This is a genomic window from Iningainema tapete BLCC-T55 (assembly GCF_014698965.1).
Taxonomy (GTDB): Bacteria; Cyanobacteriota; Cyanobacteriia; order Cyanobacteriales; family Nostocaceae; genus Iningainema; species Iningainema tapete.
In genome coordinates this window covers 59,634-75,768 of sequence record NZ_JACXAE010000036.1, presented here as the reverse complement: position 1 = coordinate 75,768, position 16,135 = coordinate 59,634, and the positions used below count along the sequence as shown (strand labels likewise).

Genomic DNA, 16,135 nt, shown 5'->3' with positions numbered 1-16,135 from the left:
AGTATTATTTAATTACAAAATCTACCCAGGGTTTAATAGTGGTAGGTAATTCGGAAACCAAACGCAACTGCATTTCGGCTGTGGAGTAGGATTGGGCGTAAGCTGGTGTGAGGAATGGTTGATAAATTGTTGCTTCTGGTGTAATTTGTTTGATAAATGCTAGGCTGACGCCTTGAATTAGTTGACGTAAGTATTTGCTTTCTTCGCCTCGCCGCTCTCTAACTATGGTAGTAGTCGCAGTTGTCGAATAATCTGGATCGCTGATACTTAAGTGAGTACCTCCGATCGCAGTTAACAGATATTTAGTCCCTTGCAGTTGGGTGAAAGGCTTGATTTGATGTCTCAGTGCTGGAGTTAGGGCATCATCAGTTCCACCTAAAATTAAAACTGGTTTAGTAACTTTAGTTAAACCTTTGTCGCCAAAAAGTTTACCGACAAGTGGGTTGAAGGCGATCGCACTTTTCACCCGCTCATCAAGTAATTGTAGTTTTCTCTGTGGTAAGGAAGTTGCCGCGCACTGTAACCAATCCCCTGGTGATTCACCAATATTCAAAGAAGTTTTACAGAATTGCCGTAATTGTTCCAAATCTACTTGTGCGCCGACTAAACTCAAAGCAGTATAGCCGCCCAAAGAATGACCAATTACAGTTACTTTCTCTGTATTCAATTTTCCTTGAAGTAAACCCGGTTGAGTATTTAGCTTACTCAGCTCATCTAGCAAGAAGCTGACATCTTTTGGTCGGTCGATAAATTCAGTGCTGGGTAGCAAACGAGCTAAACTTGCTGTATCTGAGGCTTGATTAACGGATGTGGAGTTGCTTCCAGGATGTTCAATTGCGGCAACTGTAATACCGTGAGATGCTAGGTGACGTGCTAAATAGCTAAAAAATTTCCGATTAGCGCCAAAACCATGAGAAATTACGACTAGTGGGTCTTGGGCATTTCCGCTACTCCAATACAAGTCTACAGGAATGTTGCGCTGGCGTTGTCGATCAAAAAGAGTGAGCGTCTGCTGCTGTACTGATTGAATGCCTTGTGTGGCTGGATTAAAACTTGGTAATGTAGTATTATTTACTGATGATTCTCTTGCCAACAATAAGCCTAGAGCTTGACTTTGTAGATAATTTGTATTAAATTCTAACGCTAGACTAAGGGCTTTTGTGGCATCGACAGTAACATTTTGCTGAGGATAAGCACGTAAAAAACTTAGTACACTTAGACCGTTAATTTGTCGTAGAGCCAAATTGAGAGTTGCTTGTAAACTCTCAGTTGTACTACCTGGTATTGCCATTCCTAGAGATGAAATTAATTGTTTGCCTGCGGGCGCTTTCAATAATTCATCAACAAATTTGTTGGCAAATCGCGGATCTACCTCCAGACGCTTTGTCATTAGATCTCGCACTTCTGTGGTCAAGAACGGTGATAAAACTTGTAAATTTTGTGGTAGTTTTCCAGTTTTGGCAAATTTTTCTAACTCGGCGATCGCCACTGCTTGTTGAAATGGTCCCAAACGGATGGTAATTGTTTCTGCTGCTTGTGTAGAGGGGATTGCCATACTCCAACCCCAAGCAAAGGTTAAACTGTATAATAATCCTTTGCTCCAAGATGCCAGATGCCCATTTTTACCAAGTTGTAACATTTTAAATTTTAAATTTTAGATTTTACACCTTAGAGACGTTCCGCCGGAACGTCTCTACATCATGTTGACGAGCGATTTAGAACCCAAATAATGCCCTAAAGAAACCAAAGACAGTACCGATAGGATTGAACAAAGCGCCAATAGTATCACCTGTTTTAGCAATACCAGAACGGCTAACTATGACAATATCATTATTGAGAAGTATAGGATTAGTTTGCTCATTCAGCCCTGCTTTAAGATCAACTTTGATGATACGTTTAGTAACAGAACCATCAGGATTGAGACGAATTAAATCAACAGCAGCTCTGCTAGCTCTGGCATCATTAAAGCCACCTGCCGCCAGCAAAGCTTGGTTCAAAGAGCTATTAGGCTGAAGTTCCACAGGTCCTGGTCTTTTCACTTCGCCTACCATACCTATTTGAATTCGTGAAGGAGATAAAGTAGTAGTAGCTAATTGAGTAGCTTCTGCTCGGTTAATTTCTGTTGAGGTAGGAATAAAAATGGTATCTCCGTCTTGCAAAATCGTGTCTTGATTGGTATCGCCACTAGAAATTAGTTGCCACAGATTAACTTTAATAGCTTGTTCTCCACCAGTTCTTGTTGGTCGGCGTACTACGATATTACGAATATCCGCTTGGGGTCTAATTCCTCCTGCTAACTGCATTGCTCGTGTTACAGTAGGTTGACCAGAGATACTATTTTGCCCACCAGTAGTATTATTCGATCCTCCTCCTTGTGCCTCACCTTGAGTAACAAGATAAGAACCTGGGCGGTATACTTCACCAATAACTGTGACTGTACGGGGTCTTGCGGGATCGGCAGCAAAGCTAGTTGCCGCCAAATTACGTGCCTGAGCTAAGTCAAGAGTCTTTGCTTGTGGTACATAAATGGAGTCTCCATCGCGCAAGGTAAGATCTATCGGTACTCTACCTGTTCGTCTGACTTCGTCCAAGTTGATCGTAACTGTTTGTTCGCGTGTGTTTCGTCCTGGCTTACGTCGTAATTCTACTCTCGTAATATCTCCACTGGCTAGCACACCTTGAGCGGTTGTTAAAGCCGATATTACCGTTGGGTATTGTACCCCTGGATTATCTCCGGCACCGCCTTGTAAACTGAGAGTATAAGCTCCAGGACGTGTCACTTCTCCCGCGACAAAAATATTGATCGGACGTGGGGAGAGGAGATTCACCGAGATCAGGGGACGTTTGAGATAACGAGCATATCTTTTGGTAATTTCCTCAGCTGCTTCTTCTGTTGTCAGCCCTAACACAGATACGCTACCAATTAAAGGTAAGTTAATTGCTCCACCAGGAGGAATTTGGTAATCTCGTGTATATTCAGGTACTTCAAAGACGTTCACCTGAATGCGATCGCCTCCCCCCAGTGTATAAGTTACATATGGTGCTGCGGTTGGGGTTTGAGCTAGACTCTTGAGTGGTAAGGTTACCGTCATAGTGGCTAACAAAGCCACTCCAATAACTGGTTGGGCAAAAAATTTCACTCTTACTGTATCGAGCATGTTTACTTAAAGCTACTTTTAGCAATATACTGCATAAACATTTTAATCTTGACTTTTCTGAATTTATTGATGTTCCCTGTCTTTTTTTTCTTCTTCTTCACGCTGTTCTATCCGCCAAAAATGATTGATTGAATTTAAACTTTTAGTGAAATTTAGTTTTTGTTTTGTGAATTTTCTCACCCCTCAATACTTTCAGAAAATGGTGTCTTACATCACTTTGACCTAATTTACTCAATTTTCAGGATTTTACTTTTAATTTAGTTATTTTATTTAATTCTCAAAATTTGCATTTAATTATATGTAATATTACCAAGGTTCTTGCACTTTTACTAGGTCAGAAACCCGGTTTCTTAAGAACGACTCTGACTCAAAACCTTGATTTTTCGTTAAGAAACCGGGTTTCTTAGGGCTTGTTGAGAATGGTGCAAGATGTCAGTTCAAACGGACTGAAAATCAACAATCAGCGTCGGTTTTAACCGAATTGAGCAGGCAGGGCAATTTCATCCCGTACATGACTGCGATGTACTCAAGTACAGGGCTGCATAGCTCAAGTCCGTTCAAACAAACTGAAAATCAACAATAAAAGCAAGACTTTACCATGACTTTGATAGTATTTTGATTGAAAGTGTGTCTTTTGGTGAATAAACATGAAACAGCTCCTCAACCAAGTATGTAGCTATAGAAAGCACATCACATGGCTAGTTCTACGACTAGTAACAATGATAATTCTCACTTGCTCCCTGTTTGCTACACCAGTTTTAGCTACAGGAGCAGATCAAATGCCCAACATTGCATCAGGCTCAAGCACTTGGGTAATCGATCAAGCTGATGTCATCAGTCGTGCAAATGAAGGTACGATTAGCACAACCTTCGAGAACTTAGCAAAACAAACAGGCAACGAAGTAAGAATTATTACAGTTAGACGCCTAGATTATGGTGAAACCCCAGAGAGTTTTACCAAAGCACTATTTGAAAAATGGTTTCCCACCAAAGAAGCACAAGCCAATCAAACCATACTAATGATTGACACCGTGACCAATGGAACCGCGATCATTACAGGAGATAAAGTCAAAACCGTGCTACCAGAAGAAATAGCGCAAAGCGTAGCAAATGAAACAGTACTAGTGCCATTGCGTAAAGATAACAAATATAACCAAGCCTTTTTAGATGCAAGCGATCGCTTAAGTAAAGTACTTTCCGGCGAACCAGATCCAGGACCACCCCAAATAGTAGAAAATGTACAAGTAGAAGGCACATTTAAAAAAGCCGAAGAAACAGACAAAGGAAATGCCACAGCCTGGGTAATCGGACTCTTAATTGCTGCCACAGTAATTCCCATGGCAACCTACTACATTTACCAAGTGTTTCAACCATCATCTAACGGATAATAGCCAATAGCTAATGGCTAATTGTTAATAGCTATTAGCCATTAGCTATTAACAATTAGCAGTTTAATCTTGAACATACTCTTGCCCTGTCACCAAAGCAAACTCAGCGCGGACAAACTCCCTACCCAAATAAGCAGCATGATCCAACAAAGTCACCGGACAAGGCTGACATTCTTCAAAAATTTTCACACATAATTCCTTAGCAGTCCTGCCATCAAACACAGTAGTATGTATTCGTTCCACCCTACCCCGTGCCGGAATAACCTTGCCCGTATCAGGATCAACAGCCAAACCACGCTCATCAATCACACTAGTGAAATGTTTAGCACAAATCAAACCCTCCTCCCGATTCAAAAAAATTACAAAATACCCACCAGGATCAAGATCAATATGACGCTGTGAAAGCTTATCATCAATACTTGCCAAATCGTGAACAGTCAAACTCATAATCACCAAAAAAATCAACTTCCAACAAAAACTTCTTCAACCTTCCAAAGAGTGTAAAACCTCTTTTCCTCTCTTCCTCTGCGTCCTTGGCGTCTTAGCGGTTCAAAATCCTCCTCCCCCCTCCTTAAAAGGCAACTCAGAATTAATCCCCTCAATTTCCTGCCGTTCCATCTCATTAACCTCACTAATATAATGACGTAAAATTTGTCCCAAACGAGCATTGTAAAAACGGTGCAAACTAAAATTTTCACTTGCAGGGAAACCGCGACGTTTCTTATGCCGTCCACCAGCACCAGGATCAAAAACTTGAATATCGTGAGCGATCGCCCATTCAATTGGAGAATAATAACAAGCATCAAAATGCAAACAATCTATTTCTTGAAAACTACCCCAATAGCGCCCATACATCTGATCGCCTTTAAAAAGACAAAAAGACATACCCATAGGCTGACGACAATCTTGCTCACTATATGCTGCAAAAAACACCACCCGATGACGATAACCATTGTGTAGCTGCTCAAAAAACCGTTTTGTCAAGTACTTACTCCCCCACCAGCCAAATTTATCACAAGTATCAGCATAAAATTGATACATCAAAGGAAACAGTGAAGAGGGAATATCATCACCAGACAAAGGTTTGATTTGCAAAGCAGCTTTTTCCACTGCTTTACGCTCACGTTTGATATTGCGACGCTGGTTAGCGTTAAAAACTGCCAAATAATCATCAAACGTCTTAAACCCAAGATTTTGCCAGATATAACTATGATGTAGCCAAGCGGTAAAACCATGACGTTCCAAAACAGGGCGCCATTCGGGATCTACATAAAGGAAATGACAGCCGGATATGCGGTGCTTGGTACAGAAGGCATCAATTTCATGTACCATCATTGCTGTGATTTCATCTTCATCTTCCCCTGGGGCAATTAAAAACCGATAACCAAGAGCTGGGGTATACGGTGACATGCCCAGCATTTTTGGGTAATATTCTACACCAATACGTTGTGCTAACTCTGCCCACTGATGATCAAAGACAAATTCGCCATAACTGTGCCCTTTGAGATAGAGTGGAGCAACAGCAATCAGCATTCTATCTCGCCATACCGTTAAATGATTTGGTATCCACCCAGTTTTAGCTGTAACACTTTGGGAGCTTTCCATATTTGAGAGCCACTCCCACTCGAAGAACGGAGTTTTTAATGGTATTGCCAAAGCATCCCACGCATCTTGAGGTACTTCAGCAATTTTGTTCATCCAAGCGATCGAGTAACGAGGCTTTAGTTGTTCCACCATCAGCGATAGAGATTTACTGCTCAAAGCAAAAACTTTATTTAGCGTAATCTATTCTTTGTTTATGTTGCATCCGATAATGCACAAACACTTCTTGCTCTACAGTGTGAACTTCCATCAATTGCAACGCTGGAGCCAACTCAGCTAAGAATCCTTTGCCTTCCACTGGAGTAGGTGAGCTAGCTCCACCCAGAATTAAAGGACAAATGGTCAACCAAAATTCATCGATTAAATCTAACTCCAGCATTGAAGCTAGCAATGTACCGCCACCTAGAACAGAACAGCGTTTTATGTTCAATGTGGTAAGATGTCGTAGGGTAGCGTCAAGGTCAATATTTCCTGTTGGTGTTTCAAAAACCAAAATCTGCTCAAATTTAGAAAAATACTCCTGTGGAGGGATGTGTTTGGGTAAGGAAACTTTCAATTGGTGTTGCCACTTTTGCGCTCCTGCTGATGTGGTAACTAGCCAGCGTTTGATTGGCTGTTGAAAGAATTTTAGATTAGGATTCAGGGTAGCAGATTGTGTAACAACTATATGAATCGGCTGGGCAGATTTCCCAGCTTGTTGCCGATGTTGTAGCAGATTTGGATGTGATACAGTTAGCGTTGTACCATAAGCGCGGAGAGTACCAGCACCAAATAAAACGGCATCAGCAGCAGCAATTTGTTTTTCCAGATGTGCTTTGTCAGCCGTTGAGCCAAATCGAGCAGGCGAGTGCATGACATCTGAAATCTTTCCGTCTGCGCTCATCGCCAAAACTACTGTGGTATGAGGACGTTTTTGCACCATGAGATTAGCATTTGATTAATTAAACAAACCGTTTTGTTTTGTGTTTTTTACTTTTCCCACTTTTCTTACCTTATAACTGTATTTGAAAGCAAAAACAAACTCTCAAAGAGTGTATGTAGGTATTTGTATACTGTACTTCTTTTTGCTATTAAACTATTTTATATTTTTAATATGGTTGTAAGGAGCTTTGATCACTTAATTAATTTAATTAGATGTCATAGCTGTAGTGAATGGCACATAGTAAGAGAGTCCGCTGATGGCTAAGCCCCGTCAATCATCATTTCGTCGCATTTTAGTATCGAGGATTTTACTTCTATCAGTCCCAGTTTTATTGATAGGAGAGGTAGTAGCTTTTCAGAAGGCACGCCAGAGCCTATTAGAAACTGCACGTCAAAATTTAACAGAAAGTGCCATTCTCAAAGGAGAAAAAATTAAAGATACAAGTGTATTATTAAAAAGTAATTTACTTAGTGCTAGCCAAACTAACATTATTCAGTCAGGCTCTCCTCAAGAAATACAAAAATTTATTAAGCAATTAGCAAGACAAATACCAAGACAAATAGATTGTATACAAGTTCTCAACTTAGAAAGTGAGATAGTTGCTAGTACCTGTGGTGAAGAACCTCTTGGTAGCCAACGAGTTCCTATTAGTAAAATTGATGTAGCAGTATTACCTTCTAATATAGGAATAACTAGTACAAGAAAACCACAAAATCAACTAAAACTACTTTTATCTACTCCGGTATATGATAGTTATGAACAATTACGCTACACTTTAAAATTTCGTTCATTGCTATTACAAGAAAAACCGAAAAATAAGCCTGGTCTACTTACAGGTTCTACAGTCATAATAGCTGAAGATGGAAAAATTTTAGCCCACCCAATTATCAGCCGTGTAGGTACTAATATTGAACAACATGCAGATGCCTCACGACTTAAAAAAATTGTGAAAAATGCAATTGCAGGGCAACAAAACTCCTTACATTTCTTCTGGGAAAAAGAGGGTGAAGAATTACTTGCAGGTTATACCGCCATTGAAGATCCAACTACTAAAGAGCAGCCGCAAAAATGGGTAATAGTCTCAGTTACGAGTTTAGATAACGCTCTTTATAGTTTGCGTCACATTCAAATGATTTTGGTAGTTTTAACAGGTGGTTTGGTTGGTGCTACTATATTGGCGTCTTTATATGTTGCTCGCTATTTAGCAAATCCTGTAGAGAAATTGCGCGATTACGCTCTTAACCTTCATCTGAAACAATCAGCACAACCAGTTCCTCATAACTTTAAAATTCGCGAGTTTAATCAATTGGCTCAAGCACTCGATCAAATGGTTGAGCGACTGAAAAGTTGGGCTGAAGAATTGGAAATAGCGTGGCAAGAGGCAAAAGCTGCCAATAATGTTAAAAGCCGGTTTTTGGCTACAACTTCTCACGAGTTAAGAAATCCATTAAATATTATTATTAACTGTGTTCGTCTAGTGCGAGATGACATGTGTGATAATCGGGAAGAAGAAATTGAGTTTCTTAACCGTGTCGATGAAACAGCAATTCACCTACTTGGTATTATCAATGATTTACTTGACATTTCTAAAATTGAAGAAGGTAAGCTCTCAGTAACTTTAGAAACTATTGATTTACAAAAATTAATTAAGGATGTTGTTAATTTACAATCAGTTACAGTTCAACAAAAAGGTTTACAGTTAAATGTTTTCCTAGCTTCAGAACCAATGATGGTTAATGTTGATGTAGCTAAATTCAAGCAGGTGTTAATCAATGTCATCGGCAATGCAATGAAATTTACCGATGAGGGAAGTATTACCATTACTACAGAAACTCAACATAGTGACAAGTCATCTCAAGTAATTATTAAAGTTAAAGACACAGGTATAGGAATTGAACCCACTCAACAACAAAAACTATTCCGTCCTTTTGTCATGGTAGAAGGTGCATCTAACCGTAAATTTGGTGGTACAGGTTTGGGATTAGCAATTTCACGCAACTTAATGGAATTGATGAAAGGTAGCATTACTCTGGAAAGTGCAGGTATTAACCAAGGTACAACTGTAACAATTACTTTGCCTTTGATGAATACCTCGTTGTTAGTTCCTACTCTAGAAACAGAGTCACTGGAGTTAAGCTCTAAAGGTGAAGGTACTACCTTTCGGTTCAAGGTTAAAGGTTAAGGATCGATAAATATAGGTTCGCCTCCTTGGTTGAGGGATGCTGTGAGGGCAGCAAGAATTTGTACTAACTGTGTACCAACCCAACCAGATGAAATCACCGAAGGAGTATCAGTCAGGATGCTGGTAATGAAGCGATCGCACATTCGCCCTAATGGTTCAGTGTAATTTATTTCCAGCACTTGTTGGTTTTGATTCACAGGAATAAATTGATTACCCCTTTGTTCAAACTCACCATTTATTAAAGTTAAAGGAGACTGTGACATTTCATCAAAAATTAGACTACCACTACTACCGACAACTCCAAGTCGTCGCTGTTTGTCGGGGTTAAGCCAACATAAATGAATATAAGCTTGAAAACCATCTGGGTATGTCAGTGTTATCCAAACTAAATCAGCTAATTCTTTTTGTAGCCACACCGAACCTGTTGCTTGTACTTTTACTGGCTTTTGCTCTAGCCAAGTATTAAATATGGCAATATCATGAATAGCTAAATCCCAAAGTGCATCAACATCTTGACGCACTGGACCTAAATTAGTACGGGTAGCATAGCCGTAGCGTAAATCACCTAATTGCCCAGATTGAACTACAGTTTGTCCTCGCTCAACTGCTAGATGAAATAAATAGGTATGATCGACCATTAGGTGCAAGTGCTGTTTTTCTGCTAATTGGCAAAGTTCCCAGCTATTTGCAGGATCTAATGTTAAGGGTTTTTCTGCTAAAACATGGTATCCCCAACATAAGGCATCGGTAATTAAGGAATAATGAGTGCTGGCAGGCGTGGCGATGACTACCGCTTCTAAACCAGTTAGTTGCTTGAGAGCTTGCCACTCGGTTGTTAGTAGTACATCATCTAATTTATACTGCTGTTTTACTGCTGCTAAACGTTCTGGGTTCGGATCTACTACCGCCACTACCAATGCAGTTGGATGTTGTAGGAAATTACGCAGTAAATGTACACCCCAACGTCCAATGCCAACGACAGCTATTTTAATTTTTTTGGTCATTAGTTATAGTCAGCATGAAAATATAAAACTTTTGAATGAGTGACTTCCGCGCAGCGGTGCTAGCTAATCATTATACTTCTAACTTCAGGAATTGTCCGGAGTGTTAAGTGCTAAAAAAGCTTCTTTTGCAGCAGCTTGTTCGGCGAATTTAATTGAGCGTCCTTTGCCTTGACCTAACTTTTCTCCATGCAGCCAGACTTCAGCACTAAAACGTTCTTGAATATATTGTGGTTGGGGAATTTCCACGACTCGGTATTCTGGTAAAATTTTAAAATGGGCTTGAGTCCATTCTTGTAGAGCAGCTTTGTAATTTAGTCTGGCTGGATCGAGACGGATTTCGGCTGCTAGTTTTTTGAAGTGAGGATCTAGCCAAGAGCGGATGAGTTCTAAATTATGAGTACTCAAGTAAAGCGCACCCAAAACTGCTTCAAAGGCATCCGCTAGCCGCGATTCTTGACCAATTTTGTCAGCGGTGGCACTGCCGGCAACTAGTAAGTATAGCTCCAAGCCATATTCTTTTGCCAACTGGGCGAGGACGCGATCGCTCACCAATACCGAACGGATGGCGGCGAAATCTCCCACTGAACATTCGGGATAATTATCCCACAATACAATAGCTGCCACCAATCGCACAACAGCATCGCCCACAAACTCCAGATGCTCATAGTTTGCGGACTCAGATACAGTTGGATGAGTCAGCGCTAAGTCTAACAGTTGCCATTTGATTGGGGCAGTTTTCGCTAACCCAAATTTTTGGACTAAATTTTCTAGTTGCCGTTGACGACGGGGATAAGCGATAGTCATTGGTCATTGGTCATTGGTCATTGGTCATTGGTCATTGGTCATTAGTTACAAATGATAAAGGACTTTTGACTAATGACAAAATTAGGGGAGAGAGTTAGACATAAGCCGGGTTCTGTTCTCTTGTGAGGGCAGTTATCTATCTGGGACGCCTGTTACCAGACGCCTCTAGCGGCTCTAAAATGGAACTGGTAAAAGACCAACCTTAGTTCCTTCGCCTTGCACCCAACCGGGGTTTACCGAGCCAGCGCCTCTCGACGCTGCTGGTGCGCTCTTACCGCACCTTTGCACCCTTACCAATTTTGTCAATTGTCCTTTGTCAATTGTCCTTTGTTTTTTTACAAATGACTAATGACTAATGACTAATGACTAATTGGCGGTATCTTTCTGTGGCACTATCCTCGCGATCGCTCGCACTGGGCGTTACCCAGCAAGTTTGGTCTTTCGGGAGCCCGGACTTTCCTCAAACCAGTTGCCACCAGGAACTGGTTTGCAACCGCCTGCGCTTACTCTCTCCTTATATACAGTTTAATCTTGGATTTACCAAGTGTACGCTTTGCTTACCTCTTTTTATTCCAAGGTAGAGCATAAGTCCAAGGTAGTTTTCTCACCTCGAAGGGACACTTGATTATATGTATGGGAGGTGTACTTCTACCTGACTCTAGTCCGACATTTGCTTCAGCTACCCTAAGCACCAGATCCAATGAAAACTTAAAAGTGAGTTTTCTTTCCATAAACTCGGCGAACTGTTTTTTTTGCGCTTTTGTTGGTCCATTTTTTAGTTTAATGATATTAGCTAATGGGGTTTGTGGTGTGTAAGTGCCAGACTCTTTATCTAACCGAAAAACACTTTCAGATGTCACTGCTTCTTTGAGTGTTTTCTTGGGAACAATGAGACTTGGAATTTGAGGTACGCCTAAGTCTCGTGTCACATCTGGTGATTTCCGAATTACTCGACGCGAACCACCATCAAATTCCTCAAAAGCGCTGTTGTCCCAGTCAACATAAATAGCGAGTTTTTCCGATTTATTTTCTATACCCATTGATAACTCTTTTGGTTCTTCAATTGGATATAAACTCTTGAGCGTAAAATTGATTCCCACAATGTCTTGAAGATTTTGGTCTTTAAGTTGTTGCTCTACTTCAGCTTTCTTGAATTCTATCTTAACTTGGTCGTCAATTGATTCCACCATCCGGTTCAATGTGTAGGTGACTCCAATCAAGTAAACCGTCAAGACTAGTAGATTATTGTCACTATTTCTCATAACTCACACCTAGTGTTCCTCTGTTAATTTTTAATATTTTGCTATTGAGCAACTAGAAATATTTAACATATATTTATGCTTAAAATTTACTGAACCATCCTTTTTGCCAAAAAGCTAAAGCCAACCCTCCGGCGACTACAGCCATCAATGCCAGACAGAGCGGGTAACCAAAATACCAATTTAGCTCTGGCATATTGTATGGTGATTTTTCTGTATTAAAGTTCATACCATAAATTCCGGCAATAAAAGTTAACGGTATAAAAATTGATGAAATCACGGTCAAAAACTTCATTACTTCATTCATTCTGTTACTTACAGCCGAAAGATACACATCCATCAATCCATTTGTAATTTCCCGATAATTTTCCACCATATCCATTACTTGTACGGCATGATCGTAACAATCGCGTAAGTATGGCTTCATGTCTTCATTGATCAATTCGTAGCCATCTCTAATTAACGAATTAATCACATCTCTATGCGGCCATATAGTGCGACGTAGCTGCAATAATTCTCTCCTAATTTGATAGATTTCCTGTAGTGTTTGCCGAGAAGGTTTATTCATGACTTCCTCTTCTAACTCTTCAATGCGATCGCCATAACGCTCTAAAACAGGAAAAAAACCATCAATGATTGCATCTAATAGAGCATAAGCTAAATAATTTGCTCCTTGCTTACGAATAATACCTTTGCTTTTATCAATTCGCATCCTCACTGATTCAAAGCAATCATGTTCTGGTTCTTCTTGGACTGTCAATAAGTAATTTTTATCTAAGACAAAACTTACTTGCTCACTATAAAAGCCACATATTCTTTCCTTCGGAACTACCATGCGGGCAATTATCAGTAATTGATCTTCATAATCCTCAACTTTTGGACGCTCTGCTACATTAACTACATCTTCTAATACTAAAGGATGTAAACTAAAGACATTAGCCAATCTTTGTAAAATATCTGCACTGCCTAAACCTTGTACGTCTACCCAAGAAACAGATATCGTATCTAGATAAGGAACGCACTCTTCGGGTGTGTTTATTTGCTTATGCGTCAAGCTAGTTTGGTTATAGTCAATTAAGAAAATAGTTGGAGGAGGAGCATCTTGGTCAATTATAATCGTACCAGGCACACTTCCTGGTTGAATATAGGAGTCCATTTTAGATGCTTTAGTTTTCTTCCCAGAAGGACGACGATTTTTTTTTGCCATAGATTTTACCTAAGTTCGTCTGGCTCTAAGTCAACCATCTTAAGAAAAAACTGTTTGCTTTTGCAAGCTAAAATAGCAGCCCATCAACTAAAAACCCGATTTCTTCAAGAAATCGGGCTTCTAAGAGCGAGGATGATTTATATGCTAACTTTAATACTACATGGACAAATTTTCAGTATTATTACCAATACTTAGTTGTTTTTTGCTCTTCTTCAACTGTTTCCAAAGTACCTGAATTTGCGTGTATGCTTCTTCAGCAGAAAGTTTCCCACCTGTCTGTAAACTGGTGATATAGCCAACTTTTTGGGCAAACTCTTGGAGATTGGCGTTAAATACTAAGTTTTGTGGCTTAAATTGACCTCGATAGCGACTGCGAGGGTAGAGAAAGTTATTTTTGTCTTGCTCGTTTAGTTTAGTCATTAATTTAAACCCTCTCAATAATTTTTTATAAAAATTGAATATTTTGTAACTTATGTCTCAATTTTTACAAAGCATTTTTTCATGCCTTATTTCATCTCCCCTAAGACATAGTTCATAAAATTATATACATTGCACTTGGGATATTTGTACAAAGGTAAACAATGCTAACCAGAGATTAACACAGAAAAAAAATGGAAATTAATGAAAAATTATAACTTTACGAAAAGTTCAAGGGCGGCTTGAGTTACACAGATGTAAATACAACCTCTGCTAACTTATACCCAAGCCGCCCTATAGGCAAAGGAAAATTTGGGATGGCTAATAGCTAATAGTTAACCAGGAGGCTCAGATCCCCGACTTCTTCAAGAAGTCGGGGATCTTGTTGTTTAGCTATCTTAGCAATTCTGATTACATCATCCCCATGCCGCCCATGCCGCCCATGCCGCCCATGCCGCCCATGCCGCCCATGTCAGGAGCGCCACCAGCGGGTTTTTTCTCAGGTTTTTCGACAACAATAGCTTCGGTGGTTAAAACCATACCCGCAATCGAAGCGGCGTTTTGCAAAGCAGAACGCACTACTTTGGCAGGATCGATGATGCCAGCGGCAATCAAATCTTCAAACTCGCCAGTAGCAGCATTGTAGCCGATGTTTAAATCGCTTTCGCGCACTCTAGCAACAATTACAGAACCTTCGACACCAGCGTTGTCGGCGATTTGCCGTAAGGGAGCTTCGAGACTGCGTGCCACAATTTCTGCACCAATCTTTTCTTCTTCGCTCAAGCTGTTTTTAAAGTTTTGTACTTTCTTCGCCAAGTGAATTAGTGTCGTACCACCACCAGGAACGATACCTTCTTCCACAGCAGCTTTGGTAGCGTTGAGAGCATCTTCAATCCGAAGTTTACGATCTTTGAGTTCGGTTTCAGTCGCCGCACCCACTTTAATTACCGCAACTCCACCAGCTAGCTTAGCGATGCGCTCTTGCAGTTTTTCTCTGTCGTAGTCAGAGTCAGTTTCGTCCAGTTGTTTGCGAATTTGCCCAATCCGCTTTTGTACATCGGCTGTTTTTTCACCACTAGCCACAATTGTGGTGTTTTCTTTGTCGATGGTAATTTTGCGGGCAGTACCAAGCATTTCCAAAGAAGCGGTATCTAAGCTTAAGCCGATTTCTTCAGAAATTAACTGTCCACCTGTAAGAATGGCAATGTCTTCCAACATTGCTTTGCGGCGATCGCCAAACCCAGGAGCTTTGATTGCCGCTACAGTAAGTACACCCCGCGCTTTGTTCACTACCAAAGTCGCCAAAGCTTCTCCTTCGACATCTTCAGATATAATCAGCAAAGGTTGACCCAAACGGGCAACTTTTTCCAATACCGGAATCAAATCTTGGATACTGCTGATTTTTTTGTCGGTAATTAGGATGCGAGTGTTTTCAAATTCTACTGTCATCCGCTCGTTGTTGGTGATGAAGTAGGGAGAAATATAACCCCGATCAATCTGCATCCCTTCCACAACTTCTAAATCGGTTGTCAGAGACTTGGATTCTTCAACGGTAATTACACCGTCTTTGGTCACTTTCTCCATTGCTTGGGCCAACATCCGTCCGACTTCTTCGTCGTTCCCAGCCGATACGGTAGCCACAGAAGCGATCGCACTTCCTTCTACTGGTTTAGAGACAGCGGCAATTTCTTGTACCAAGGCTTCAACGGTTTTGTCTATTCCCCGCTTCAAGCTGATGGGGTTAGTACCAGCAGCGACGTTTTTTAGCCCTTCACGAATCATTGCTTGTGCTAAAACAGTAGCGGTGGTGGTTCCATCGCCTGCGACATCTTTGGTTTTTGACGCCACTTCTTGGATTAATCGTGCGCCTGTATTTTCCAAAGGATCTTCTAGTTCAATTTCTTTGGCAACAGTGATACCATCGTTGACAATTTGAGGTGCGCCAAACTTCTTCTCTAAAAGAACGTTGCGGCCTTTTGGTCCCAAAGTAATTTTCACGGCATCAGCAAGGGCGTTGATACCCCGTTCTAGCGATCGCCGCGACTCATCATCAAACGCAACAATTTTAGCCATGTTTCTACATTTGAATGCTTCCAATAGACAATTTAGCACTCACAGCTCAAGAGTGCTAACTACTTAATCTAAATAACTTGCGGATATATGGCAAAAAAATTGATTAATATACATGTGAC

13 protein-coding genes and 1 other RNA gene are annotated in these 16,135 nt (G+C 40.6%); 2 read left to right on the top strand and 12 right to left on the bottom strand.

Annotation, left to right across the window (positions count from 1 at the left end; translation table 11 throughout):
- Nucleotides 1–4: 4 nt before the first annotated feature.
- Nucleotides 5–1,639, bottom strand: coding sequence for an alpha/beta hydrolase (locus ICL16_RS09020; RefSeq protein ID WP_238360681.1), 1,635 nt, complete (start codon nucleotides 1,637–1,639; stop codon nucleotides 5–7).
- A 76-nt stretch (nucleotides 1,640–1,715) separates the two neighbouring features.
- Nucleotides 1,716–3,158, bottom strand: coding sequence for a polysaccharide biosynthesis/export family protein (locus tag ICL16_RS09015; protein WP_190826518.1), 1,443 nt, complete (start codon nucleotides 3,156–3,158; stop codon nucleotides 1,716–1,718).
- 647 nt (nucleotides 3,159–3,805) lie between these two features.
- Between ICL16_RS09015 and psb32 the strand changes: the two genes are divergently transcribed.
- Entirely contained in the window at nucleotides 3,806–4,546 is a 741-nt protein-coding gene (gene psb32, locus ICL16_RS09010; RefSeq protein WP_190826516.1) for a photosystem II repair protein Psb32, read from the top strand.
- Between the two features lie 63 nt (nucleotides 4,547–4,609).
- On the opposite strand, the gene ICL16_RS09005 is transcribed toward psb32, so the two are convergent.
- The 3 genes from ICL16_RS09005 to ICL16_RS08995 form a co-directional block, all read right to left on the bottom strand.
- On the bottom strand, nucleotides 4,610–4,993 hold the full coding sequence (locus tag ICL16_RS09005) for a DUF4346 domain-containing protein (protein WP_190826514.1): 384 nt from the start codon (nucleotides 4,991–4,993) through the stop codon (nucleotides 4,610–4,612).
- A 102-nt stretch (nucleotides 4,994–5,095) separates the two neighbouring features.
- Nucleotides 5,096–6,283 carry a GNAT family N-acetyltransferase gene (locus ICL16_RS09000; RefSeq protein WP_190826706.1) on the bottom strand — a complete coding sequence of 396 codons (1,188 nt, stop codon included), beginning with the start codon at nucleotides 6,281–6,283 and terminating at the stop codon, nucleotides 5,096–5,098.
- A gap of 34 nt (nucleotides 6,284–6,317) precedes the next feature.
- Complete coding sequence (locus ICL16_RS08995; protein ID WP_190826512.1) at nucleotides 6,318–7,070, bottom strand: RibD family protein; 753 nt, start codon at nucleotides 7,068–7,070, stop codon at nucleotides 6,318–6,320.
- A gap of 256 nt (nucleotides 7,071–7,326) precedes the next feature.
- On the opposite strand from ICL16_RS08995, the gene ICL16_RS08990 reads away from it, so the two are divergent.
- On the top strand, nucleotides 7,327–9,252 hold the full coding sequence (locus tag ICL16_RS08990; protein WP_190826510.1) for a HAMP domain-containing sensor histidine kinase: 1,926 nt from the start codon (nucleotides 7,327–7,329) through the stop codon (nucleotides 9,250–9,252).
- Here the strand turns inward: ICL16_RS08990 and ICL16_RS08985 are convergent.
- From ICL16_RS08985 to groL, 7 genes are all read right to left on the bottom strand, one after another.
- Nucleotides 9,249–10,256, bottom strand: a complete 1,008-nt coding sequence (locus tag ICL16_RS08985) for a Gfo/Idh/MocA family oxidoreductase (protein WP_190826508.1) — start codon at nucleotides 10,254–10,256, stop codon at nucleotides 9,249–9,251. The genes ICL16_RS08990 and ICL16_RS08985 overlap by 4 nt on opposite strands.
- Nucleotides 10,257–10,340: 84 nt before the next feature.
- Nucleotides 10,341–11,060, bottom strand: coding sequence for a ribonuclease III (gene rnc, locus ICL16_RS08980; RefSeq protein ID WP_190826506.1), 720 nt, complete (start codon nucleotides 11,058–11,060; stop codon nucleotides 10,341–10,343).
- A gap of 86 nt (nucleotides 11,061–11,146) precedes the next feature.
- Nucleotides 11,147–11,570, bottom strand: an RNA gene (gene rnpB, locus ICL16_RS08975) — RNase P RNA component class A.
- A gap of 47 nt (nucleotides 11,571–11,617) precedes the next feature.
- The gene (locus ICL16_RS08970; RefSeq protein ID WP_190826504.1) at nucleotides 11,618–12,322 is read right to left on the bottom strand and encodes a hypothetical protein; all 705 of its coding nucleotides are present in this window, start codon (nucleotides 12,320–12,322) and stop codon (nucleotides 11,618–11,620) included.
- Nucleotides 12,323–12,401: 79 nt separating this feature from the next.
- Nucleotides 12,402–13,526 (bottom strand): magnesium/cobalt transporter CorA, encoded by a 1,125-nt coding sequence (gene corA, locus ICL16_RS08965; RefSeq protein WP_190826502.1) that lies wholly within the window; start codon nucleotides 13,524–13,526, stop codon nucleotides 12,402–12,404.
- Between the two features lie 156 nt (nucleotides 13,527–13,682).
- Nucleotides 13,683–13,946, bottom strand: a complete 264-nt coding sequence (locus tag ICL16_RS08960) for a DUF7219 family protein (RefSeq protein ID WP_190826500.1) — start codon at nucleotides 13,944–13,946, stop codon at nucleotides 13,683–13,685.
- Between the two features lie 408 nt (nucleotides 13,947–14,354).
- Nucleotides 14,355–16,016, bottom strand: coding sequence for a chaperonin GroEL (gene groL, locus ICL16_RS08955; RefSeq protein WP_190826498.1), 1,662 nt, complete (start codon nucleotides 16,014–16,016; stop codon nucleotides 14,355–14,357).
- Nucleotides 16,017–16,135 lie beyond the last annotated feature (119 nt).